The organism is Mesorhizobium sp. 43Arga (genome assembly GCF_053714255.1).
In genome coordinates this window covers 301712-321918 of the sequence record NZ_JBSKBO010000001.1, presented here as the reverse complement: position 1 = coordinate 321918, position 20207 = coordinate 301712, and the positions used below count along the sequence as shown (strand labels likewise).

The following is a 20207-nucleotide window of genomic DNA, read 5'->3' as shown; positions in this document are numbered from 1 at the left end:
CTGACAATCGCAATTGTCAGGCGGCGAGTTTTAGCTTGGGTCCGGCTTTGGACTTGCCGGCCTCCAATGACCTCGGCGTGCCTGAAGGCGCGGGCAGCCGCGCGAGCGGCGCCCGGCTGAGCCCTGACAGTTTCAGCGCAACGCGACGCTTCAAGAACGGGCTGAGGTTCAGCACGGAGAGGGCCAGATTGCGCAGGAACCGCTTCACCGGATTGCGAGCAAGCGCCATGTCGGTCATCCTGCCCGCAAGGCCGAGTACCTCCTGAGCAGCCGGCCGGCGTAGTGTTTCATAAAGGTCGAGTTCCGCCTCGGAACGAATGCCGTTCACCACATCGCCAAGCAACTGGCCAAGCACGACCGCATCGATGATACCTGTGTTCATGCCTTGCCCACCGGCCGGGCTGTGGACATGGGCGGCATCGCCCATCAGGAACAGACGGTCCTTGCGATAGGCCCGGACGAGGCGATGATGAACCCGGAATCGCGAACTCCAAGTCACGCCGAGCACCCGGGCTCTCTTTCTGGTCGGCCCGCGGCGGTCGAGCAATGCCTGTATATCTGAGACCTCAGGCTTTTCCGGAGCCTTATCCATTGTTGCTACGACCCGGTACGATCCATCCGGGAGCGGAGCCACCACCACCAGTCCGGCCGGAGCAAAGAACAGCGACACCTCGGTCGGCCCCACGGGCCATTCGAGACGAACGTCTGCCAGCACAAACGAGCCGTCATAGGCCTCGCCGTCGAACTCTATACCTGCCGACTTGCGCACTAGGCTTTGCATGCCGTCGGCGCCGACGACGTAGCGCGCCGATATAATTTCTTCCTGGCCGTTTTCGATCACTGTCACGTGCGCGCGGTCACCGTCTTGAGTTACCGCCACGGCCTCGACTTCGCGATGAATCGTGCCGCCCAGGGCAGATATCCGCTCGGCGAACACCTGCTCTGTCAGGTTCTGCGGGAGCATCATCAGATAGGGATGCCTAGATGGGAGTCTGCCGAAATCGAGCTTGAGCAGCGCCACGTTTCGGTCGCGTATGGTGAAATCTTCCAGCCTCACAGAAAGTTCACTCAGCCGCTGGGTAACGCCGAGCGGTTCGAGCGATTCCAGCGTTTGCGCATGGATGACACCGGCGCGCGACGTCTGCAGACCGTGGGGAAGCTTTTCGATGAGCACATGATCTACACCGGCCTGATGCAGGGCAATAGACAGCGCCATGCCGGTAGGCCGGCACCGATGATGAGGACTTCAGTTTTCTCGGGCAGCATTTCCATCTCCATTTATCAACAGTCGTTGACTTTTAGCGAGCCGCATTGCATTTGTCAACAGTCGTTGACATATATGTCTTCATGACCGAGAATCAGCCGAGGAAAATCACCAAGTCAGACCGCACGCGGGCTCAAATCCTCGAAGCAGCGCGCCAGCTTTTCGCCGAGCACGGCTATGACGGAGCCTCAATCCGTGACGTTGCAGCCCAGGCCTCGATCGATCCGGCGATGGTGATGCGCTATTTCCACAGCAAGGATGAACTGTTCGCCAGGGCGGCTGTCGTGGATCTACGGTTGCCGGATCAACGGATAGATCCCGCCACTATCGGCGAAACGCTGATCAGGCGCTTCCTCGTTAACTGGGAAGGGCCGGCCAACGGTCCCGGCATGATAATCCTGCTTCGCTCGGCCGCGTCGAATGAGCATGCAGCCGAGAAAGTCCGCGAAGTTTTCGCCAACCAGGTGAAACCGATGGTCGCTTCCATAGGTGATCCGGCGGATGCCGGCCGTCGTGCCGGACTGGTTGCCACTCAGTTGCTTGGACTGGCGATGTGCAGGTATCTGCTACGGCTCGGGCCGGTGGTGGCACTGTCCCACGAAGAGATCATCAAGAATGTTGGCCCGGCACTGCAACGCTACGTCATGGGCCACGACGCGCGCTGACGCATCGAATTCATCTATGGGCACCCTTGTGCCAAGCTAGGGCCCAAGAGTGGAGCCATCTGAACTCCGGCTGTGCACAACACTTCGGTCAGCCTGTGAATCCTCGGTGGATAAGCTGTTCACAACACAAGATATTGAGGGAACAAAACGGGAAAATTCCTCTGGCGCTGATTTGTCGCCGATTCGTTCCGGCTTTGAGCGGAAGTTAACGTTAATGGCCCGGATTCAGTTGTGTTTTCTTAACGGTGAATTTAGAAAGATTAATAATTTCATAATCTTGAGCGGTAGCCATCGAGCCACTCCTTTCATTTGCCGGCAAACGTTAAGGATAAGGCTCACCCAGCATAAAACGGGCCAGTTCGACGATTCAGCATGTGGTGAGACTCAGCATCACAAAATCCATATGTAGCCGTGAACAAAAGCTGAATCTGAGCGAGTCGCCGATTCGTAGCTGATTCGTTCCAGACTCGTTCCGTCAGTTAAGCAGCAGCCAATTTAGCGCCAGATAGAGTTGCCTTCGAAGCCGCCGGTGGAACATTCCGCTTTCGCTTCGCGCCCGAAATCCCTATGTGTCGGCTGTCATACCCGCCAGTTGAGGCACGCTCCCGACAACCAGAGGCCAGAAAGCCTTATTTCCAGGTCGATGAACATCCAGCCGAAACACACTGAGCCGCTGATCCTGTCGGGCCGCGACGTGACCGCCGTGCTTGGCCCGACAAACACAGGCAAGACCCATCTCGCCATCGAGCGCATGGTGGCGCACGAAACCGGCGTCATCGGCCTGCCGCTCAGGCTGCTGGCCCGGGAAGTCTATACACGTGTTTGTGAAAAGGTCGGCGCCCACAAAGTGGCGCTGATCACCGGCGAGGAGAAGATCCAGCCGCCAAGCGCCAAATATTCGGTCTGCACCGTCGAGGCCATGCCGCGCGAGACGGATGCCGCCTTCGTCGCCATCGACGAGGTGCAGCTCGCCGGCGATCTGGAGCGCGGCCACATCTTCACCGACCGTATCCTGCATCTGCGTGGCCGCCAGGAAACGTTGCTGCTTGGTGCTGCCACGATGCACGGCATCCTGCAGCGCCTGCTGAAGGGCGTCTCGGTGGTGACGCGGCCAAGGCTGTCGCACCTGGCCTATGCCGGTTCTAAGAAACTAACCCGCCTTCCGCGCCGCACCGCGATCGTCGCCTTTTCCGCCGACGAGGTCTACGCCATCGCCGAGTTGATCCGCCGCCAGCAGGGCGGTGCCGCCGTCGTGCTCGGCGCGCTTTCGCCGCGCACCCGCAACGCCCAGGTGGCGCTGTTCCAGTCAGGCGATGTCGACTATCTTGTCGCCACAGACGCCATCGGCATGGGTCTCAACCTCGATCTCGACCATGTCGCCTTCGCTCAGAACCGCAAATTCGACGGCTACCAGTATCGCAATCTGACGGCGGCCGAGCTTGGCCAGATCGCCGGCCGCGCCGGCCGGCATCTGCGCGACGGCACTTTCGGCGTCACCGGCCAGGTCGACCCGCTCGACGAAGAGCTGGTCAAGAAGATCGAGAGCCACGACTTCGATCCGGTGAAGGTGCTGCAGTGGCGCACCGCCCATTTCGACTTCGCCAGCCTCGATGCGCTGAAGCGCTCGATCGAGACCAACGCGCCGGTCGAGGGCCTGACGCGCGCATTGCCGGCGGTCGACGCACAGGCGCTCGAATATCTCTCCCGCGACGAGGACATCCGCGCGCTCGCCACCGATGCCAAGCGCGTGGCGCTGCTGTGGGAAGCCTGCGCGCTGCCCGACTACAGGAAGATTGCGCCTGCCCAGCACGCCGACCTGATCGCCTCGATCTACATGGACCTCGCCCGTCATGGCCATGTCGACGAAAACTACATGGCCGAGCAGGTGCGCCGCGCCGACACCACCGAGGGCGACATCGACACGCTGTCGCACCGCATTGCCCAGATCCGCACATGGACTTTCGTGTCGAACCGGCCCGGCTGGCTGGCCGATCAGGCACACTGGCAGGAAAAGACGCGCGAAATCGAAGACAGATTGTCGGATGCGTTGCATGAGCGGTTGACGAAACGCTTCGTAGACCGCAGGACTTCCGTCCTCATGCGGCGCCTTAGAGAAAATACTATGCCTGAAGCCGAAATCAGTCCTACCGGAACCGTCCTTGTCGAAGGCCACCATGTCGGCGAGTTGCAAGGGTTCCGCTTCACCGCCGACCAGACCGCCGGCGGCGAAGACGCCAAGGCCGTGCGCACGGCCGCGCAAAAGGCGCTTGCCGCCGAATTCGAGGCGCGCGCCGAACGCTTCGGCGCCTGCGCCAATGGCGATCTGGCGCTCGGCTCGGACGGCACGCTGCGCTGGATCGGCGCGCCGATCGGCACGCTGGTTTCGGGCGAAGACACGCTGAAGCCGCGCCTAGTGCTTTTCGCCGACGAACAGCTGACCGGCCCGGCACGCGACAAGGTCGCCGCGCGCGCCGAACGCTTCGTCAATTTCCAGATCGAAACGCTGCTGAAGCCGCTCGTCGACCTGAAGAACGCCGACCAGATTTCCGGCATCGGCCGCGGCATCGCCTTCCAGCTGGTCGAGAATTTCGGCCTCATCAACCGCCGCGACATAGCCGAGGAGATGAAGTCGCTCGACCAGGAGGGCCGCGCGGCCCTTCGCCGCCTTGGTGTGCGGTTCGGCGCCTACCATGTCTTCGTGCCCGCCCTGATCAAGCCGGCCCCCGCCGGGCTGGTGACCTTGCTGTGGGCGCTGAAGAATGACGGCAAGGACAAGCCTGGTTTCGGCGACGTCGTCCATGCCCTGGCGTCGGGCCGCACCTCCGTGGTCATCGATCCGGCCTTCGACAAGGCTTTCTACAAACTGGCCGGCTACCGCAATCTCGGCCGCCGCGCCGTGCGCATCGACATATTGGAACGGCTGGCGGACCTCATCCGCCCGGCGACCAACTGGAAGCCCGGCCTAGGCCAGCGTCCGGACGGCGCCTATGACGGCCATTCCTTCATGGTGACACCGCCGATGATGTCGATCCTCGGTGCCACCGCCGACGACATGGAAGAGATCCTGAAGGGCCTGGGTTACCGCGCCGAGCCGAAGCCGGCGGCGGAGGTCAAGGCGCGGCTGGAAGCGCAGGACACCGCCGCGCGGGAAGCCGCCGCGGCCAAGCTTGCGGCGGAAGAAGCCGCGCGCGCCGAGCAGGCCAAGGCAGCCGAAGCCGCCGCTACAGACGCGGCCGCGGAGGCAGCGATCGAGGATTCGGAACCGGCTGCCGCCGAGGGCGCCCTCGAAGCGCCGGCCGGGGTCATAGCGGAAACGACAGCAGAGCCTGTCGCGGAAGAAGCTTCGGCCGAAGCCACGGAAGAAGTTCCGCTCGTTGCAGAAGCCATCTCCGACGTCACCGCCATCGAAAGCGACGGCGCCCTTACCTCCCCCTCGATGGGGGAGGTCGCGGCGCGAAGCGACGCGGGTGAGGGTGACGACGCCAACGATGCAGGCAGTGCTGACGAAGCCGGCGCGCCAGTTGATGCAGGCAGTGCTGACGGTACCGCCGCCGCCCCCACCCCGGCGCTGCGCGCCGGCCCTCCCCACGGGGGGGAGGGTGAAGCCAGCAAGCCAGCCGTGGTGGCCGAAGCGGCGGCCGGCGAGCCAGCCGCCGAAGCCGAAGCGCCCAAGCCGATCCTGCTGTGGCGCCAGGGCCGTTTCGAACAGCGCCCCCGTCATCACGAAGGCCGCAACAACCGCCAGCGCAACGGACAGGCGCGCGGCCGTGGCAATGCACCGGCCGAGGCCGGCGCTGCGCAAACCACCGGCGCGCCCGGAGAACGTCCCGCCCATGAGGGACGTCGCGATGCCGCCGGCAAGCCGCGCTTCGACCGTTCGAAGTTCAAGCCCAAGCCGCAGGGCGAAGGCGAACAGCGCCGTGACGGGCGCCCGCAAGGCGAGCGTCCCGAACGCCGTGAAGGCCGACCCGACTGGAAGGGTGGCCGGCCCGAGGGCAAGGGGGGCGCAAAGCCCGCGTACCAACCGAAGCCGCGCGAGGAACGTCCTGTGCGCTTTGATCCGGATTCGCCCTTCGCCAAGCTCGCCGCCTTGCGCGACCAGCTGAAGAAGTAGGCTTGGTTCGATGGTTGCCGAAGGCCGCCAGCGCATCGACAAATGGCTGTTCTTCTCGCGCGCGGTGAAATCGCGCTCGCTGGCGGCGAAGCTGGTCATTGCCGGGCGTGTGCGCATCAATCGCGACAAAGCAGCGCAGGCCTCCGATCTGGTCAAGCCGGGCGACGTGCTGACCATCACGCTCGACCGGCGCATTTTCGTCTGGAAGGTGCTTGGCGCCGGTGTCCGGCGCGGCCCGGCCGAGGAAGCCCGCGCCCTCTATGAGGACATGTCGCCGCCGCCCACACCGAAGGGCGAGGCCCTTCCCGACGCTATTCCGGCGCTGCGCGAGGCCGGCAGCGGCCGCCCGACCAAACGAGAGCGCCGCCAGACCGACCGCTTGCTTGGCGACGATTGAGGCTTGCCGGCCAGATCGCGAGCCGCAATCCCGGGGCGACGGCGGGCGCGGGGCGGGACGGAACCCGGCAAACGAGATGCTGCCGCGGGACATCAGCCGCCCTCGCCGCGCCTGCCGCCTGGAATTCCATTCCGCCAACGCCGAAGCGGCCGCGCATGGCAACCCTTGCAAGCGAGAGACAAAGGCGTTACCTCACGGAAAAAGCCCAAGAAAACTGGCCCATTAAGCTGGGACGTCCCGGAGCCGACCGATGACCTATGTCGTGACCGACAATTGCATCAAATGCAAATATATGGACTGCATCGAGGTCTGTCCGGTCGACTGTTTCTACGAAGGCGAAAACATGCTCGTCATCCATCCCGACGAGTGCATCGACTGTGGCGTCTGCGAGCCCGAATGCCCGGCCGACGCGATCAAGCCCGACACCGAGCCAGGTCTCGACAAATGGCTGCAGATCAACACCGAATATGCCGAGAAATGGCCCAACATCACCGCCAAGAAGGAGCCACCGGCAGACGCCAAGACCTTCGACGGCGAGGCCGGCAAGTTCGAGAAATACTTCTCCGCCGAGCCCGGCGAAGGCGATTGACAATACGGCCGTAAAGGCTTGTATGACGCAGCGTAACAGGCACATCGGATTAACCGCCTTGACAGGCGGCGATCGGTTGTGGCCTTCGCTTACGCAGCAAAACCTTGATTCTTCCGACTTTTTGTGCTACATCAGCCAAATATGCCGGTGACACAACGTCGATTTATGGCGCAGACGCCCCAAATCACTGAAAGGTGAAAATCCCATTCCGGACCAGAGCGATCTGGGTCAGGCGGTCGCAGTTCGTGCGGTTTGCCGGTCCTGGCTTTTCCGGTGGGTTCATCTGTTGTGCGGCTAACGATCGGTTTCCCCGGTCGCACGAGTTCAGCCGGCACCGCCGCCGGCCCACAACAAGGAGTTCAGGGCGTAATGGCAACGATCACCCCGCAGAAGAAGTCCACTGGTGCGCGTCATGGTTTCAAGACTGGCGAGTACATCGTCTACCCGGCGCATGGCGTAGGCCAGATCGTGTCGATCGACGAGCAGGAAGTGGCCGGCCATAAGCTGGAACTGTTCGTCATCGACTTCCAGAAGGACAAGATGCGCCTGAAGGTGCCGGTCGCCAAGGCGACCTCCATAGGCATGCGCAAGCTGTCGGAAGAGGACTATGTCGAGCGCGCGTTGAAGGTCGTGCAGGGCCGCGCCCGCGTCAAGCGCACCATGTGGTCGCGCCGCGCCCAGGAATATGATGCCAAGATCAATTCCGGCGACCTGATCTCGATCTCGGAAGTCGTGCGCGACCTCTACCGCGCCGACAACCAGCCGGAGCAGTCCTATTCCGAGCGTCAGCTTTACGAGGCGGCACTCGACCGCATGGCCCGCGAGATCGCGGCCGTCAACCGCATGTCGGAAACCGAAGCCGTGCGCCTGATCGAGGTCAACCTCAACAAGGGCCCTAAGCGCGGCGCCAAGGCCGACAATGAGGAAGCCGAGCAGGAAGAAGCTGCCTGAGCTCTTGAGCCTTCAAGTTCACGAAAAACCCGGCCTCGCGCCGGGTTTTTTGTGCTGGGACAAGGCAATGGCAGCGCCTACGCCTGCCCTCCGGCTTCTTTTTCCGCCTCCTGCTTCAGCGTCGCGATGAAGCGCTTGGTCCGTTCGCGCTCCGGATTGCCGAACAAGGTGGCCGACGGCCCCTGCTCGACGATGACGCCTCCATCGAGGAACACCGCTTCCTGGGCAATCTTGGAGGCAAGCCGCAAATCATGCGTCGCTATCACCATGGTCGTGCCTTCGCCGGCGAGCTTGCCGAGCACGTCGACCACTTCTTGCGCCAGTTCCGGATCGAGCGCCGAAGTCGGTTCGTCGCACAGTAGCACCTTTGGCGACGGCGCCAAGGCGCGGGCGATCGCGACCCGCTGCTGCTGGCCGCCTGACAGCGTCGCCGGCCAGGCATCGGCCTTGTGCGCCATCCCGACCTTTTCCAGCAAAGCGAGCGCCCGTTCGCGGGCCTTCTCAGGCGACCATTTCAGCACCGTCACCAGCCCCTCCATGACATTCTCGATGGCGGTGCGGTGCGGGAACAGCTGGAAATTCTGGAACACCATGCCGGTCTGCAGGCGCAGCCGCCTGATGTCGGCGGCAGGCACCTTGACGCCAGGCCGGAATTCGAGCGTCTCGTCACCGATGCGCACCGTGCCCGAGTTCGGTATCTCCAGGAGGTTGATGCAGCGCAACAGCGTGCTTTTTCCCCCGCCCGAAGGGCCGACCAGGGCCGTGACGCTGCCTTCGGCGATCGCGACCGTCACGCCCTTGAGCACGAGATTGTCACCGAAGCGCTTTTCGATATTGCTGAGGCCGATCATGCGCGTGCCTCCAGGAAGCCGCCATAGCGGTTGAGCCGTTCCTCCAGCCTCGTTTGCAGGGCCGACAGCACCGAACTCATCGCCAGATAGAGGATCGCCGCCTCGACATAGAGGATCAGCGGCTCATAGGTGGTGGCGACGATGCGTTGGGCCGCCTGGAACATTTCCGGCACAGTGATGGCGGCGGCCAGCGAGGTGTCCTTGACCAGCGAGATGAAGGTGTTGGAGAGCGGCGGCACCGCGACCCGTCCGGCCTGCGGCAGGATGGTGCGCCGCATCGCCTGGCTCCATGTCATGCCGATCGAATAGGCGGCTTCCCACTGGCCCTTCGGCACGGAGCCGATGGCCGCGCGGATGATCTCCGACGTGTAGGCGCCGACGTTGAGCGTGAAGCCGATCAGCGCTGCGGTAAAAGCATCAAGCAGGATGCCGACCGACGGCAGACCGTAGAAGATCAGGAACAGCTGCACCAGCAGCGGCGTGCCGCGGAAGATCCAGACATAGAAGCGCACGAGCATGACCAGCGGCTTCGGCCCGAACAGCCGGCCGAGTGCGGCGCCGAGGCCAACCGTCAGGCCCAGCACGAAGGACAACAGCGTCAACGGCACGGTGAAGATCAGGGCGGCCCAGAGCAGCGAAGGCAGCGACTCTAGCATCAGTTGCAGCCAGTGCGGCACGAAAGACCCTCCAGAATGGTCGAGATGGCATCATCGAAGCGCGAATGCGTCAGCCATATCACGACAAAAGCGGCGAGCCGTCAAAGACGGCCCGCCGCTGGGATGCATTGCGGGGCGACAACTCGCCCCACTCAAAGTTACTTCGAAACGTCCTGGCCGAAATAGGTGTCGGCGATCTTCTTGTAGGTGCCGTCGGCCTTGATATCGGCCAGCGCCTTGTTGATGGCGGCAACCAGTTCCGGATCGCCCTTGCGCACGATGACGCCGGAATAATCGGCATTTTCCTCTTGTGCGGCGATCTTCACATTGGCGTCTGGCTTGTGCTTCTTGAAGTCGAGGAACGACAGGCTGTCGTTGATGGTGGCGTCGGCGCGGCCGGTCAAAAGCAGCTGGATCGACTGGTCGAAGCCGTCGGTGCCGACGAGCTCGGCCCCGCTCGCCTCGGCGAGCTTGCCGAAGTTCGAGGTCAGCGACTGCGCCGATTTCTTGCCCTTGAGATCGGCGAAGGTCTTGATGTCGGCGTTGTCGCCGCGCACGATCAGCACCGCCTTGGAGGCGATATAGGGATCGGAAAAATCATACTTGGCCTTGCGCGCGTCGGTGATGCCGACCTCGTTGATGACGGCGTCGTATCGCTTGACGTCGAGGCCGGCGATCAGCCCGTCCCATTTGCCCTCGAGGAACTCGACCTTGACGCCTAGCTTGTCGGCGATCGCCTTGGCGATCTCGACGTCGAAGCCGACGAGGGCTCCGGACGCGTCATGGTAGGTGAAGGGCGCGTAGGTGCCTTCCGTGCCGACCTTGATGACGCCGGCCTGCTTGATCTGGTCGAGATTGGCGCCGGCATGACCTGATGCGACCGCCAGGGCCTGCAGCGTTCCGGCGACGATAAGCGACTTGAACCATTTCATTTTTTTGTGATCCCGTCCTTGGCCTGACAACGGCCTGTTGTGAGGGCTGGAAAATGACAGATGCGAGCCGAAAGAATAAGGAACCAGGTTTCTAAAACAAAGAATTTCTGAAACCAAATTCTCTAAATCCGATTCCCTGCAGTGTCCGGACATCCCCGGCAACCGCGTCGAAATCGCCCGCACAGCATTCCCCGCCCGCCGGCGCCAGCGGAACCTTTCTCGCGCATGGCAGTTTTGGCTGTTCTAGGGCGCGACGCCGCGATTTCAACCGACGCCCTGCCAAGTTCGTAACATCGGTTACATCGCCTGTGCCAGGGAGCGCCTTATGATGGAAGACACGGCAGGACGGATCATGGTCCGCGCGGCGATGAAAGCTCCCTATCTCGAACGCGACGAGGAACATCGGCTGGCCTTGCTCTGGAAGCAGGACAACGACCAGAACGCTCTGCACAGCATCACTGTCGCCCATATGCGGCTGGTCATTTCCATGGCCTCGAAATTCCGCCATTACGGCCTGCCGCTCGGCGACTTGATCCAGGAAGGCCATGTCGGCCTGCTCGAGGCCGCCGCCCGCTTCGAGCCCGAGCGCGAAGTGCGGTTTTCCACCTATGCGACGTGGTGGATCCGCGCCTCGATGCAGGACTACATCCTGCGCAACTGGTCGATCGTGCGCGGCGGAACCAGTTCCGCGCAGAAAGCCCTGTTCTTCAACCTGCGCCGCCTGCGCGCCCGGCTGGCGAACGGCGCCGAGCCGCTTTCCAATACGACCCTCTACCGCGAGGTGTCGGTGGCGCTTGGCGTCTCCGAGGCTGACGTGGCGATGATGGATTCACGGCTGTCGGCGCCCGACTCCTCGCTCAACATGCCGCTTGCCGACGATGCGGGCGCGACCGAGCGGATGGACTTCCTGGTCTCGGACGACCCGCTGCCCGACGAGATCGTCGGCGACAAGATCGATGTCGCGCGCCGTTCACGCTGGTTGAAAGAAGCGCTTCACGCGCTCAACGCGCGGGAACTCAGGATCATCGAGGAACGCCGGCTGAACGACGAGGGCGCCACGCTCGAGGCACTCGGCGAGACACTCGGCATTTCCAAGGAACGCGTCCGCCAGATCGAGGCCCGCGCCATGGAAAAGCTCAAGGTCGCGCTGGTGAAACAGAATCCGGAATTTCTGGCGACAGCCGCCTGACATTCAAAGCACAGCGCAGGAGTGCGTTGAAAACTCGCTCCGCTGAGGCGAATGGCGTGGTTTTCGAGAACCGGAGCGGAGTGCACCGGAAGCACAGAAACCGCGGCAGGCGTCCAGCGGGGTGAGTTTGCAGCGTACTCTTATTTGTCGGTGACGATCTTGACCTTGTCGCCGGCCGAAACCGCGGCCCCCGGCGACAACGCGTTGAGCACCCGGAACAGGTCGAGCTTGCGGTCGACGCCGACCATCTGCGCGGCGAGCGAGCCCATGGTCTGGCCCGGCTGCACGGTGAGCACGCGGATATGCAGTGGCTTCAAGGCTGCTTTCTCGGCGGCACTCAGGATACGGAACGATCCGCTGACCGAGCGCGCCACCGTCTCCAGAGAGGTGCTGGCCGAGGGCGCCGCGGTCAGCAGCCGGTAGACCTGGCCGCCGGCACGGATCACCGCGATATCGAACTGCCAGCCTTCGGCACTGGCATGCGCGGTCGCGGCCTCGTTGCCGTTGATGGTTTCCTGTTTGACGCTGCTGTCATCGAGACCGGCCACCCAGCCGCTTCTGATGTAGTCGGTCAAGGCGCGGTTCTTGTCGATCGAAACGCCGTCGAAGCGGATCGCAATGTCACCCGGCCCCGTCGCCGTCACCGCCGCCGCCGAATTGTCGATGATGAAACCGTCCGGCACCGTGAACGACACGCCAAGGCCCGGATGCAGGAAGGTCTCGCCGCGCACATAGCCCTCTTCCGGCGTATCGCCATAGAGCAGGCCGTCTACGCCGGCGAGGAAGGAATCGCGGTCGCGCGTACCGACGCCGGGCACGCCGAACTGGCGGGCATGGCGCTGCGCGAGGTCGATGCGCTGCGGGGTGTTGGGGTGCGTCGCCAGGAAGTCGAGGCTGGCGTCGGTGGCGCCGCTGATGGAACGGAAATCGGTATAGGCCGACATCGACTGCAGGAAGCGGCCGGCGGCATAGGGGTCGTAGCCGGCTTCGCCAATCGACTTGATGCCGATGGCGTCGGCCTCGAGCTCTTGGTTGCGCGAGAACTGCGCCAGCCGGAGCTTGCCGCGGATCAGAGCCGCCTTGGCGGTCGGGCTGTCGCCCAGCACATCCGAGACCACCTTGGTCGCCAGGCCTTCCTCGGCCTCCAGCTGCTGGCGCTGCAGCCCGTGATTGGCGGTGACGTGGCCCATTTCATGCGCGATGACGGCGGCGAGTTCGGACGAATCATTGGCCAGCGCCAAAAGGCCGCGCGTGATGTAGAGATAGCCGCCCGGCAGCGCGAAGGCATTGACGTTGGGCGAATTGAGGATGGTGATGCGATAGGTCTGGGTCGGGTTCGCCGACACAACGGTCAGGTTACCGACCACCTTGGCGACCATGCGCTCGAGCTTGGGATCGGAATATTCGCCGCCATAGGTCGCCAGGATGCGCGGATGCTGCGCCTTGGCCAGTTCGGCGAGCTTGTTGTTGGCGCCGACATTGTCGACCGTTATCGGCCTGTCGGATGGCTGGAAACCGGATTCCTGGACTTCCGGAGGCGTGAACATCTGGCAGCTCGCCAAGGCCACGGCAAAACCGGCAAGCGCCAGAAAGCGCGCCAGCGGATTCATTCGTAGCTTGTCGACGCCGATCGCCAGGACGGCTTCCTTTCAGGTCCCGGCGCATGACCACGAAAATCGGGGGCGATCTCCGGAACCTGTCATGCGCAAAAAACAAATTTCTACGGTACTCGTCACACGTCCCTCGGGGCGTGTGACGAGTACCGTAGGCAAATCACGGCCTGTGCCGGACCAATAGGGCGGACCTAGCCACACTACTTCTGCCATGGCAAGCAAGCGCCCCATTGCCTGATGCCGGTTTGACCGTAAATTATGTCCGCTTCCGGGCAATATCTCGTGATACGGCATTGCCGGCACTTGCGCCGATATAGCGCCGGAACGCCTCCGGACCAGCCCCGGCGAAGAATTCGTCCGCGCTGCCGGTGGCCGCGACGGCGCAATTGTCCAGAAACACCACATTGCGGCCGATGCGGCGTGCGTCCTCCGGCTGGTGCGTGACGAACAGCACCGTCATGCCGCGCTCCGCATGCACGCTGGCAACCAGGTCGAGCATGTCGTCGCGCAAGGCGGGTCCCAGCGAAGCGAAGGGTTCGTCGAGCAGAAGCACCGGGCGATCACGGACCAGCACGCGCGCCAGGGCAACACGCTGGCGCTCGCCGCCGGAGAGTTCGCGCGGCAAGCGTTTTTCCTTGCCGCCAAGGCCTGTGCGCGCAAGCGCCTCGTCGATCGCCTCGCGGTCGGCCTCGGTCAGCCGCAGCGATGGCGAGCGGCCGAGCCCGACATTCTGCTCGACGGAGAGATGCGCAAAAAGGTTGTTTTCCTGAAACACCATCGACACCGGCCGCGCAGCCGGCGGCGCTGCGCCGACATCGGCCCCGTCGATCAGCACGCGGCCCGACTGCGGCGTCTCGAAGCCGGCGACCAGATTGAGCAGCGTCGACTTGCCCGAACCGCTCGGCCCCATGATGGCGGTGATTTCCGCCGCCGCAAAAGCGACATCGAAGGCGAGCGGCGCCTCGCCATAGCTGAACGAGACTTTGTCCAGCCGCACCGGAACGCCCTTCCCTCTCATCACCCCGTCAGACATTTCGGACCTTGTCTCTTCCCAGCCAGTCCGCCGCCAGTACCAGGGCTAGGCAGACCAGGCCAAGCAGCAGCGCCAGGCCGGCGGCGTCCTGCGTGCGGTAGCTGCCCATGCGCGCCAGGAGAAGGTAGGGCAAGGTCTGCACGGAATCACTGCCGAACAGTGCGATCACACCGAGATCGCCGAGCGACAGCGCCATTGCGAAGGCGAAGCCGGTGGCGAGCGGCCGCCGCAGAGATGGCCAGTCGACCAGCCGCAGCCTGGCCCAGCCGGAAATGCCGAGCTGCGCGCAGAGCCGTTCGTGGCGCTCGCTCGCCGCGTCATAGGCGGGGCGAACGGCGCGCAGCGCGAATGGCATCGCCATGACAGAATTGACGGTGACGACCATGACCGGGGCGATGGCAAAGACATCGCCGGCATGGCGCAGCAACAGGAACCAGCCGGCTCCGATGACGATCGGCGGCACGACCAGCACAAAACCGGCGCCGGTATCCGTGGCATGTTCGAGCAGTGTTCCTGGACCGGCGCGGTGGTTCAACGCGAGTGCCCGTCGCGCCATGGTCAGCGCCAGCGACAGCATCACCGAAAGCAGCGCCGACAGGAAGGCGAGCACAGCACTGGTCAGCGTCGCCTGCCGGACAGGGGCCTCGCCTGCGAGCCGGCCGAGATCGGCGCCCAACCCGGCGAGCACCGTGGCCGCCATCGGTCCGACAACGAACAGCAGCGCCAGCACGATCAGCACGGCGTTGAGTGACGCCTCGGTCGCGTTGACGGAGAGGTAACGGCGCGGCGCCACCGGCAGGTTGGTGTCGCCGACGACATTGGCGCCAAGCCGCGTCAGCGCCAGCACCACGATGAAGGTCAGCGCGATCTGCAGCAATGTCAGGGCGACGGCCCGCGCGGGATCGAAATCGAAGCGCAGCGCTTGGTAGATGCCGACCTCCAGCGTCGTCGCGGCCGGGCCGCCGCCGAGCGTCAGCACGATGGTGAAGGATGTGATGCAGAGCATGAAGACCAGCCCGGCGACACCCGGCAGGGCAGCGCGCAGCGTCGGCCATTCGATCAGCCGGAAGGCCGGGCGCGCGCCCATGCCGAGCTGGCTCGCCAGTCGCCACTGGTCGGCGGGAATGGTCTGCAGCGCCTCGAGGAACAGCCGAGTCGCCAACGGCAGATTGAAGAAAACATGCGCGACAAGAATGCCGGACAGGCCGTAAATGCCTGGCCAGCCCTGGCCGCCGACGGCGCTGAACAGCCCGGCGAAATAACCGGCACGGCCATAGAGCGCCAGTATGCCGAGCGCCGCGACGATCGCCGGCAGCGCCAGCGGCACGGCGAAGAGTTGCAGGATGAAGGCGCGACCGAAAAACCGCGGATGCCGCGACAGGGCGCGTGCAACGAACAGCGCCGGGATGGCCGAAAGCAGGGTCGAGAGGACGGCCTGCCAGAGCGTGAAGCGCACGACGCGCAGCAGATAGGGATCGAAGGCCGCCCAGGCGCCTGAAAAGTCATGGGCACCTTCGATGAGCAAGCCGGCAAACGCGCCGCCGATCAGCAGCGCGATCGCGGCGAGCGCGACAACGCCGGCGCTGACGCGTGAATCCGTTGTTTGCGCCGGCGTCACCACCCCGCCTATTTGCTCATCACCGCCAGCCATTCATCCACCCAGGCCTTGCGGTTGGCGGCGACCTCTTCGGGGCTGAACAGCAAGGTCTTGGTGGGTTTGACCAGTTTGTCGAAGGCGGGGTTGAGCGGCTTGTCGGTCTTCCCGGCCGGGAACATCCAGTTGGTCTCGGGGATCGCGTCCTGGAATTTCGGGCCGGTCATGAAAGCCATGAACTTCGCCGCCAGCGGATTCTTCGCCCCCGTGGTGGTGATGCCCGCGACCTCGATCTGCAGATACTCGCCTTCCTCGAACGAAGCCGCCTGGTAGCGCTGCGTGTTCTCGGCGACCATGTGGTAGGCCGGCGAGGTCGTGTAGGACAGCACCATCGGCGCCTCGCCCTTGGTGAACAGGCCATAGGCCTCGCTCCAGCCCGGCGTCACGGTCAGCACCTTCGTCTTGAGCTTGGCCCAGGCCTCCGGCGCCTTGTCGCCATAGACCGACTTCACCCACAACAGCAGGCTGAGGCCCGGCGTTGAGGTGCGCGGATCCTGGATGACGATCTTGTCGTTGGCACTGCCTTCGACCAGTTCCTTCAGGCTCTTCGGCGGCGTCTTCAGCTTTTCGGAGTCGTAGACGACAGCGAAATAGCCGTAGTCGAAGGGAACAAACGTGTCGTCGCTCCAGCCGCCCGGCACGTTGACATCGCTCACCGCGCCATGCGGGGCGAACAACCCGCTAGCCTTGGCATCGGCGGTGAGATTGGTGTCGAGGCCGAGTACGATATCAGCCTTGGTCGACGCGCCTTCGAGCTTGACGCGGTTGAGCAGGGCCACGCCATCGGCGACCGAGACGAACTCGACGTCGCAGCCGCATTCGGCCTCGAATTCCTTCTTCACCACGGGACCTGGACCCCAGTCGGCGGTGAAGCTCTCATAGGTGTAGATGGTGAGCTTGTCCTTGGCCAAGGCCGGCCCGGACAGCGCCACAACCATGGTCGAGACAAGAGCGTATAAAAGCGTGCGCATCGGCGCCTCCTTCGTTCGAATTGCAAGGAATTGAGGCGCCGGACTGTCCGAAACGTCTAATCCCTCCGCCGGTACAAACCGGATCAGGTTCAGCGGGTTGGCGAGACTGCCTCTCAGCCGGTCCGCGAAGATCGCGTCCGGCACCCCGTTAGAGCGTTTCGACACATAGGCCGGGCCGGGGAACCGCGCAAGTGGCAGTTTGCCGGCCTTCCGTTTCCCGTGCCGGGCTGGTAAGGGCCACAGGATATGAGCACATTCACCATCCTGCTTGGCGGCGATCTCATCCGCACGCCCCGGCTCGACCGCCAGGTCGAAGGCTCGCGCGTCATTGCCGCCGACGCCGGCATCGGCCATGCGCGGCTGCTAGGCCTTGTGCCGGAACTGTGGGTGGGCGATTTCGATTCCGTCCCGGCCGATCTCCCCGCCGACCTTGCCGCGGTGCCCCGCCGGACCTTCCCGGCGGAGAAGGACAAGACCGACGGCGAACTGGCGATCGCCGCAGCACTCGAGCGCGGCGCGACCAGCCTGTTGCTGGCAGGCGCGTTCGGCGGCAAGCGCGCCGACCACGCTTTCCTGCATCTGGCGCTCGCCCTGCGCCTGGCCGAGGCCGGAACGAAGGTGCTGCTGACCAGTGGCGCCCAGGAAGGTGTCCCGCTGCTGTCGGGAACAGCCGGTTTCGACTATGCCGACGGCACGCTGTTTTCCATCCTCGGCTTTTCCGAACTTGCCGGCCTGACCGTCACCGGCGCCAAATGGCCATTGAGCCAGGTCGAGGTGGCCTTCGGCTCGTCACTGACCATTTCCAACGAGGTTCGCGGTCGCCTCGACATCGCGCTCGGCCACGGCCGCGCGCTGCTGCTCGCGCATCCGTATCCACTACCTGAAAGCTGACATGGCCCCGCCCCTTCTCAATCTCGACGGGATAAGACTGACCTTCGGCGGCACGCCGCTGCTCGACGGCGCCGCCTTGACCGCTTCAGCCGGCGACAAGATTGCGCTGGTCGGCCGCAACGGGTCCGGCAAGTCGACGCTGCTCAAGATCGCCGCCGGCCTGATCGAGCCGCAGGACGGCGAGGTGTTCCGCCAGCCCTCGGCAACCGTCCGCTATCTGCCGCAGATGCCCGACATGGAAGGTTTCGCCAATGTGCGCGCCTATGTCGAGGCGGGGCTCGGGCCAGCCGACGATCCTTACCGCGCCAGCTATCTGATGGAGCATCTTGGTCTCACGGGCGAGGAACGGCCGGGCGATCTCTCAGGTGGCGAAGCCAGGCGCGCGGCCCTCGCCCGCGTCATGGCGCCGGAGCCCGACATTCTGCTGCTTGATGAGCCGACCAACCATCTCGACCTGTCGGTCATCGAATGGCTCGAAGAGGAACTCGTGCGCACCTCCTCGGCGCTCATCGTCATCTCGCACGACCGCCGCTTCCTCGAGCGCGTGTCGCGCGCCACCGTCTGGCTCGATCGTGGCCAGACCCGCAGGCTGGACAAGGGTTTTGGCCATTTCGAGGAATGGCGCGACCAGGTGCTGGAAGAGGAAGAGCGCGAGCAGCACAAGCTCGGCCGCCAGATCGTGCGCGAGGAGCACTGGCTGCGTTATGGCGTGACCGCGCGCCGCAAGCGCAACATGCGCCGCTTGGGCGAGTTGCAGACCATGCGCCAGCGCTTCCGCGGCCATCGCGGCGCCGAAGGCACCGCGACCATGGTGGCCAGCGACGCCGCCGAATCCGGCAAGCTGGTGATCGAAGCCAAGAACATCGAGAAGAGCTTTGGCGACCTCACCGTGGTCAAGGGCTTCTCGACCCGCATCCAGCGCGGCGATCGTGTCGGCCTCGTCGGGCCGAACGGCGCCGGCAAGACGACGCTTTTGAAGATACTGACCGGCGAATTGGCGCCGGAGGCGGGCTCGGTGCGGCTTGGCACCAATCTGGAAATCGCCACGCTCGATCAGAAGCGCGACGCGGTCGACCCGCAGGAGACGCTGGCGCAATACCTCACCGACGGACGCGGCGAAAACCTCGTCATCAATGGCGAGCAGCGCCATGTCGTCTCCTACATGAAGGATTTCCTGTTCAAGCCGGAGCAGGCGCGCACGCCGGTGCGCGAACTGTCCGGCGGCGAGCGGGCGCGGCTGATCCTGGCGCGCGTGCTGGCCCGGCCGGCAAACCTCCTGGTGCTCGATGAGCCGACCAACGATCTCGACATGGAGACATTGGAACTGCTGCAGGAACTGGTCGCCGGCTTCGCCGGCACCGTCATCCTGGTCAGCCACGACCGCGATTTTCTCGACCGCACCGTCACCAGCATCATCGCGCCGGATGGCGGCGGCCGCTGGGTCGAATATGCCGGCGGCTATTCCGACATGCTGGCGCAGCGCGGCGGCACCAGGCTCGACGACCGCAAGGTGCGCGCCAAGGCTGAAGCCGCCGATGTGCCGGCGCCTGGCAAGAGCGAGCCGGCTGCCCCAAAAGGCCCGGCGAAGAAACTGTCGTTCAAGCAGAAATTCGCCCTGGAATCGCTCCCCAAGAAGATCGAGGCGGTGACCGCTTCGATCTCGCGGCTGGAGAACAACATTGCCGACCCGGCCTACTACGAGCGCGATCCGGCCTCCTTCCAGAAGACCATCGCCGCCCTCGACAAGGAACGCGCGACGCTGGCCGCGCTGGAGGAAGAGTGGCTGGAGTTGGAGATGCTGCGCGAGGAGATGGAAGGGTAAACGATTGTATGGGGCTTTTGTGCGCGCATATTATGCGCATAAAGAAGGGCCTCTCCATGCTTCAACCGGCACCAAAACCTCAGAGAACGTCCGTCAACACGTCCATTGACTCTCAATTGATCAAAGACGCCAAGGCGTTGGGCATCAACATCTCCCGCGCCGCCGAGGCAGGTATCGCGAAAGCGATAGCGGCGGAAAAAACGCGTCGATGGCAGGAAGAAAATAAGGAAGCCATCGAAAGTTCCAATGAATATGTCAGGCGCAACGGACTGCCATTGGCCAGACATCGGCCATTCTGATGGCGCGTTACGACTTCTATCGGAATGGCGAGAGCGACGGCTATCTGTTGGATGTGCAGTCAGACCTTCTCGAAGGGCTGAGCACGAGGGTCGTCATTCCCTTAATGCCGCCTGACACAGCGCCGGTTCCTGGCCGCCGACTGAACCCGACCTTCGCTATAAATGGCAAAGATCATGTGATGGTCACACAGTTTGTGTCGGCCTTCGACGCTTCCGAATTGCAGAACCCAGAAGGAAACCTTTCCAGGCACCATGACGATACCGTCGCCGCGCCGACATGCTGCTCCAGGGTTTCTGATTGAAGGCGACCGCTACG

The 20207-nt window shown here is 63.9% G+C and carries 18 protein-coding genes and 1 riboswitch; of the genes, 10 read left to right on the top strand and 8 right to left on the bottom strand.

Features of this window, described 5'->3' with window-relative positions; all coding sequences use genetic code 11:
* Nucleotides 1–16 precede the first annotated feature (16 nt).
* Entirely contained in the window at nucleotides 17–1216 is a 1200-nt protein-coding gene (locus ACWGS8_RS01515) for an FAD-dependent oxidoreductase (protein ID WP_454579286.1), read from the bottom strand.
* Between the two features lie 131 nt (nucleotides 1217–1347).
* Between ACWGS8_RS01515 and ACWGS8_RS01510 the strand changes: the two genes are divergently transcribed.
* The 5 genes from ACWGS8_RS01510 to ACWGS8_RS01490 all read left to right on the top strand — a co-directional run bounded on the left by ACWGS8_RS01510 (nucleotide 1348) and on the right by ACWGS8_RS01490 (nucleotide 7980).
* The gene (locus ACWGS8_RS01510) at nucleotides 1348–1929 is read left to right on the top strand and encodes a TetR/AcrR family transcriptional regulator (RefSeq protein WP_454579285.1); all 582 of its coding nucleotides are present in this window, start codon (nucleotides 1348–1350) and stop codon (nucleotides 1927–1929) included.
* A gap of 643 nt (nucleotides 1930–2572) precedes the next feature.
* On the top strand, nucleotides 2573–6043 hold the full coding sequence (locus tag ACWGS8_RS01505; RefSeq protein WP_454579284.1) for a helicase-related protein: 3471 nt from the start codon (nucleotides 2573–2575) through the stop codon (nucleotides 6041–6043).
* Between the two features lie 10 nt (nucleotides 6044–6053).
* Nucleotides 6054–6440: an RNA-binding S4 domain-containing protein gene (locus tag ACWGS8_RS01500; RefSeq protein WP_454579283.1), complete on the top strand. Its 387-nt coding sequence runs from the start codon at nucleotides 6054–6056 to the stop codon at nucleotides 6438–6440.
* 250 nt (nucleotides 6441–6690) lie between these two features.
* Nucleotides 6691–7029: a ferredoxin FdxA gene (gene fdxA / locus ACWGS8_RS01495; protein ID WP_008873823.1), complete on the top strand. Its 339-nt coding sequence runs from the start codon at nucleotides 6691–6693 to the stop codon at nucleotides 7027–7029.
* Between the two features lie 369 nt (nucleotides 7030–7398).
* Complete coding sequence (locus tag ACWGS8_RS01490) at nucleotides 7399–7980, top strand: CarD family transcriptional regulator (protein ID WP_010911999.1); 582 nt, start codon at nucleotides 7399–7401, stop codon at nucleotides 7978–7980.
* A 77-nt stretch (nucleotides 7981–8057) separates the two neighbouring features.
* Here the strand turns inward: ACWGS8_RS01490 and ACWGS8_RS01485 are convergent, their stop codons facing one another.
* The 3 genes from ACWGS8_RS01485 to ACWGS8_RS01475 form a co-directional block, all read right to left on the bottom strand.
* On the bottom strand, nucleotides 8058–8831 hold the full coding sequence (locus tag ACWGS8_RS01485) for an amino acid ABC transporter ATP-binding protein (protein WP_454579282.1): 774 nt from the start codon (nucleotides 8829–8831) through the stop codon (nucleotides 8058–8060).
* Nucleotides 8828–9508: an amino acid ABC transporter permease gene (locus ACWGS8_RS01480; RefSeq protein WP_454579281.1), complete on the bottom strand. Its 681-nt coding sequence runs from the start codon at nucleotides 9506–9508 to the stop codon at nucleotides 8828–8830. Before ACWGS8_RS01480 ends, ACWGS8_RS01485 begins: the two co-directional genes overlap by 4 nt.
* Nucleotides 9509–9645: 137 nt before the next feature.
* Nucleotides 9646–10419 carry an amino acid ABC transporter substrate-binding protein gene (locus ACWGS8_RS01475; RefSeq protein WP_454579280.1) on the bottom strand — a complete coding sequence of 258 codons (774 nt, stop codon included), beginning with the start codon at nucleotides 10417–10419 and terminating at the stop codon, nucleotides 9646–9648.
* 325 nt (nucleotides 10420–10744) lie between these two features.
* On the opposite strand from ACWGS8_RS01475, the gene ACWGS8_RS01470 reads away from it, so the two are divergent.
* Entirely contained in the window at nucleotides 10745–11608 is an 864-nt protein-coding gene (locus ACWGS8_RS01470; RefSeq protein WP_454579279.1) for an RNA polymerase factor sigma-32, read from the top strand.
* A 140-nt stretch (nucleotides 11609–11748) separates the two neighbouring features.
* Here ACWGS8_RS01470 and ACWGS8_RS01465 read toward each other — a convergent pair whose 3' ends face one another.
* The 4 genes from ACWGS8_RS01465 to thiB form a co-directional block, all read right to left on the bottom strand.
* On the bottom strand, nucleotides 11749–13218 hold the full coding sequence (locus tag ACWGS8_RS01465; RefSeq protein ID WP_454579278.1) for a M48 family metalloprotease: 1470 nt from the start codon (nucleotides 13216–13218) through the stop codon (nucleotides 11749–11751).
* A 259-nt stretch (nucleotides 13219–13477) separates the two neighbouring features.
* A complete protein-coding gene (thiQ, locus tag ACWGS8_RS01460; RefSeq protein ID WP_454579277.1) occupies nucleotides 13478–14254 on the bottom strand; it encodes a thiamine ABC transporter ATP-binding protein in 777 nt (258 codons plus the stop codon).
* Nucleotides 14247–15905 carry a thiamine/thiamine pyrophosphate ABC transporter permease gene (gene thiP / locus ACWGS8_RS01455; RefSeq protein ID WP_454579276.1) on the bottom strand — a complete coding sequence of 553 codons (1659 nt, stop codon included), beginning with the start codon at nucleotides 15903–15905 and terminating at the stop codon, nucleotides 14247–14249. Before thiP ends, thiQ begins: the two co-directional genes overlap by 8 nt.
* On the bottom strand, nucleotides 15881–16879 hold the full coding sequence (gene thiB / locus ACWGS8_RS01450; RefSeq protein ID WP_454579275.1) for a thiamine ABC transporter substrate binding subunit: 999 nt from the start codon (nucleotides 16877–16879) through the stop codon (nucleotides 15881–15883). Before thiB ends, thiP begins: the two co-directional genes overlap by 25 nt.
* 43 nt (nucleotides 16880–16922) lie before the next feature.
* Nucleotides 16923–17037, bottom strand: a riboswitch (TPP riboswitch).
* Between the two features lie 88 nt (nucleotides 17038–17125).
* Here thiB and ACWGS8_RS01445 point away from each other — a divergent pair.
* The 4 genes from ACWGS8_RS01445 to ACWGS8_RS01430 all read left to right on the top strand — a co-directional run bounded on the left by ACWGS8_RS01445 (nucleotide 17126) and on the right by ACWGS8_RS01430 (nucleotide 20193).
* Complete coding sequence (locus tag ACWGS8_RS01445) at nucleotides 17126–17770, top strand: thiamine diphosphokinase (RefSeq protein ID WP_454579274.1); 645 nt, start codon at nucleotides 17126–17128, stop codon at nucleotides 17768–17770.
* Between the two features lies 1 nt (nucleotide 17771).
* On the top strand, nucleotides 17772–19592 hold the full coding sequence (locus tag ACWGS8_RS01440) for an ABC-F family ATP-binding cassette domain-containing protein (RefSeq protein WP_454579273.1): 1821 nt from the start codon (nucleotides 17772–17774) through the stop codon (nucleotides 19590–19592).
* Between the two features lie 116 nt (nucleotides 19593–19708).
* Entirely contained in the window at nucleotides 19709–19891 is a 183-nt protein-coding gene (locus ACWGS8_RS01435; protein WP_454579272.1) for a type II toxin-antitoxin system CcdA family antitoxin, read from the top strand.
* Entirely contained in the window at nucleotides 19891–20193 is a 303-nt protein-coding gene (locus ACWGS8_RS01430) for a CcdB family protein (RefSeq protein WP_454579271.1), read from the top strand. The genes ACWGS8_RS01435 and ACWGS8_RS01430 overlap by 1 nt, the downstream gene beginning before the upstream one ends.
* Nucleotides 20194–20207: the final 14 nt, after the last annotated feature.

Bases quoted from the DNA above. Each gene is read 5' to 3' on its own strand.
- ACWGS8_RS01485 (WP_454579282.1), bottom strand. From the start codon at position 8,831: ATGATCGGCCTCAGCAATATCGAAAAGCGCTTCGGTGACAATCTCGTG.
- fdxA (WP_008873823.1), top strand. From the start codon at position 6,691: ATGACCTATGTCGTGACCGACAATTGCATCAAATGCAAATATATGGAC.
- ACWGS8_RS01470 (WP_454579279.1), top strand. From the start codon at position 10,745: ATGATGGAAGACACGGCAGGACGGATCATGGTCCGCGCGGCGATGAAA.
- ACWGS8_RS01430 (WP_454579271.1), top strand. From the start codon at position 19,891: ATGGCGCGTTACGACTTCTATCGGAATGGCGAGAGCGACGGCTATCTG.
- thiP (WP_454579276.1), bottom strand. From the start codon at position 15,905: ATGGCTGGCGGTGATGAGCAAATAGGCGGGGTGGTGACGCCGGCGCAA.
- ACWGS8_RS01500 (WP_454579283.1), top strand. From the start codon at position 6,054: ATGGTTGCCGAAGGCCGCCAGCGCATCGACAAATGGCTGTTCTTCTCG.
- ACWGS8_RS01440 (WP_454579273.1), top strand. From the start codon at position 17,772: ATGGCCCCGCCCCTTCTCAATCTCGACGGGATAAGACTGACCTTCGGC.
- ACWGS8_RS01510 (WP_454579285.1), top strand. From the start codon at position 1,348: ATGACCGAGAATCAGCCGAGGAAAATCACCAAGTCAGACCGCACGCGG.
- ACWGS8_RS01490 (WP_010911999.1), top strand. From the start codon at position 7,399: ATGGCAACGATCACCCCGCAGAAGAAGTCCACTGGTGCGCGTCATGGT.
- ACWGS8_RS01475 (WP_454579280.1), bottom strand. From the start codon at position 10,419: ATGAAATGGTTCAAGTCGCTTATCGTCGCCGGAACGCTGCAGGCCCTG.
- ACWGS8_RS01465 (WP_454579278.1), bottom strand. From the start codon at position 13,218: ATGAATCCGCTGGCGCGCTTTCTGGCGCTTGCCGGTTTTGCCGTGGCC.
- ACWGS8_RS01445 (WP_454579274.1), top strand. From the start codon at position 17,126: ATGAGCACATTCACCATCCTGCTTGGCGGCGATCTCATCCGCACGCCC.
- ACWGS8_RS01515 (WP_454579286.1), bottom strand. From the start codon at position 1,216: ATGGCGCTGTCTATTGCCCTGCATCAGGCCGGTGTAGATCATGTGCTC.
- ACWGS8_RS01505 (WP_454579284.1), top strand. From the start codon at position 2,573: ATGAACATCCAGCCGAAACACACTGAGCCGCTGATCCTGTCGGGCCGC.
- thiB (WP_454579275.1), bottom strand. From the start codon at position 16,879: ATGCGCACGCTTTTATACGCTCTTGTCTCGACCATGGTTGTGGCGCTG.
- thiQ (WP_454579277.1), bottom strand. From the start codon at position 14,254: ATGTCTGACGGGGTGATGAGAGGGAAGGGCGTTCCGGTGCGGCTGGAC.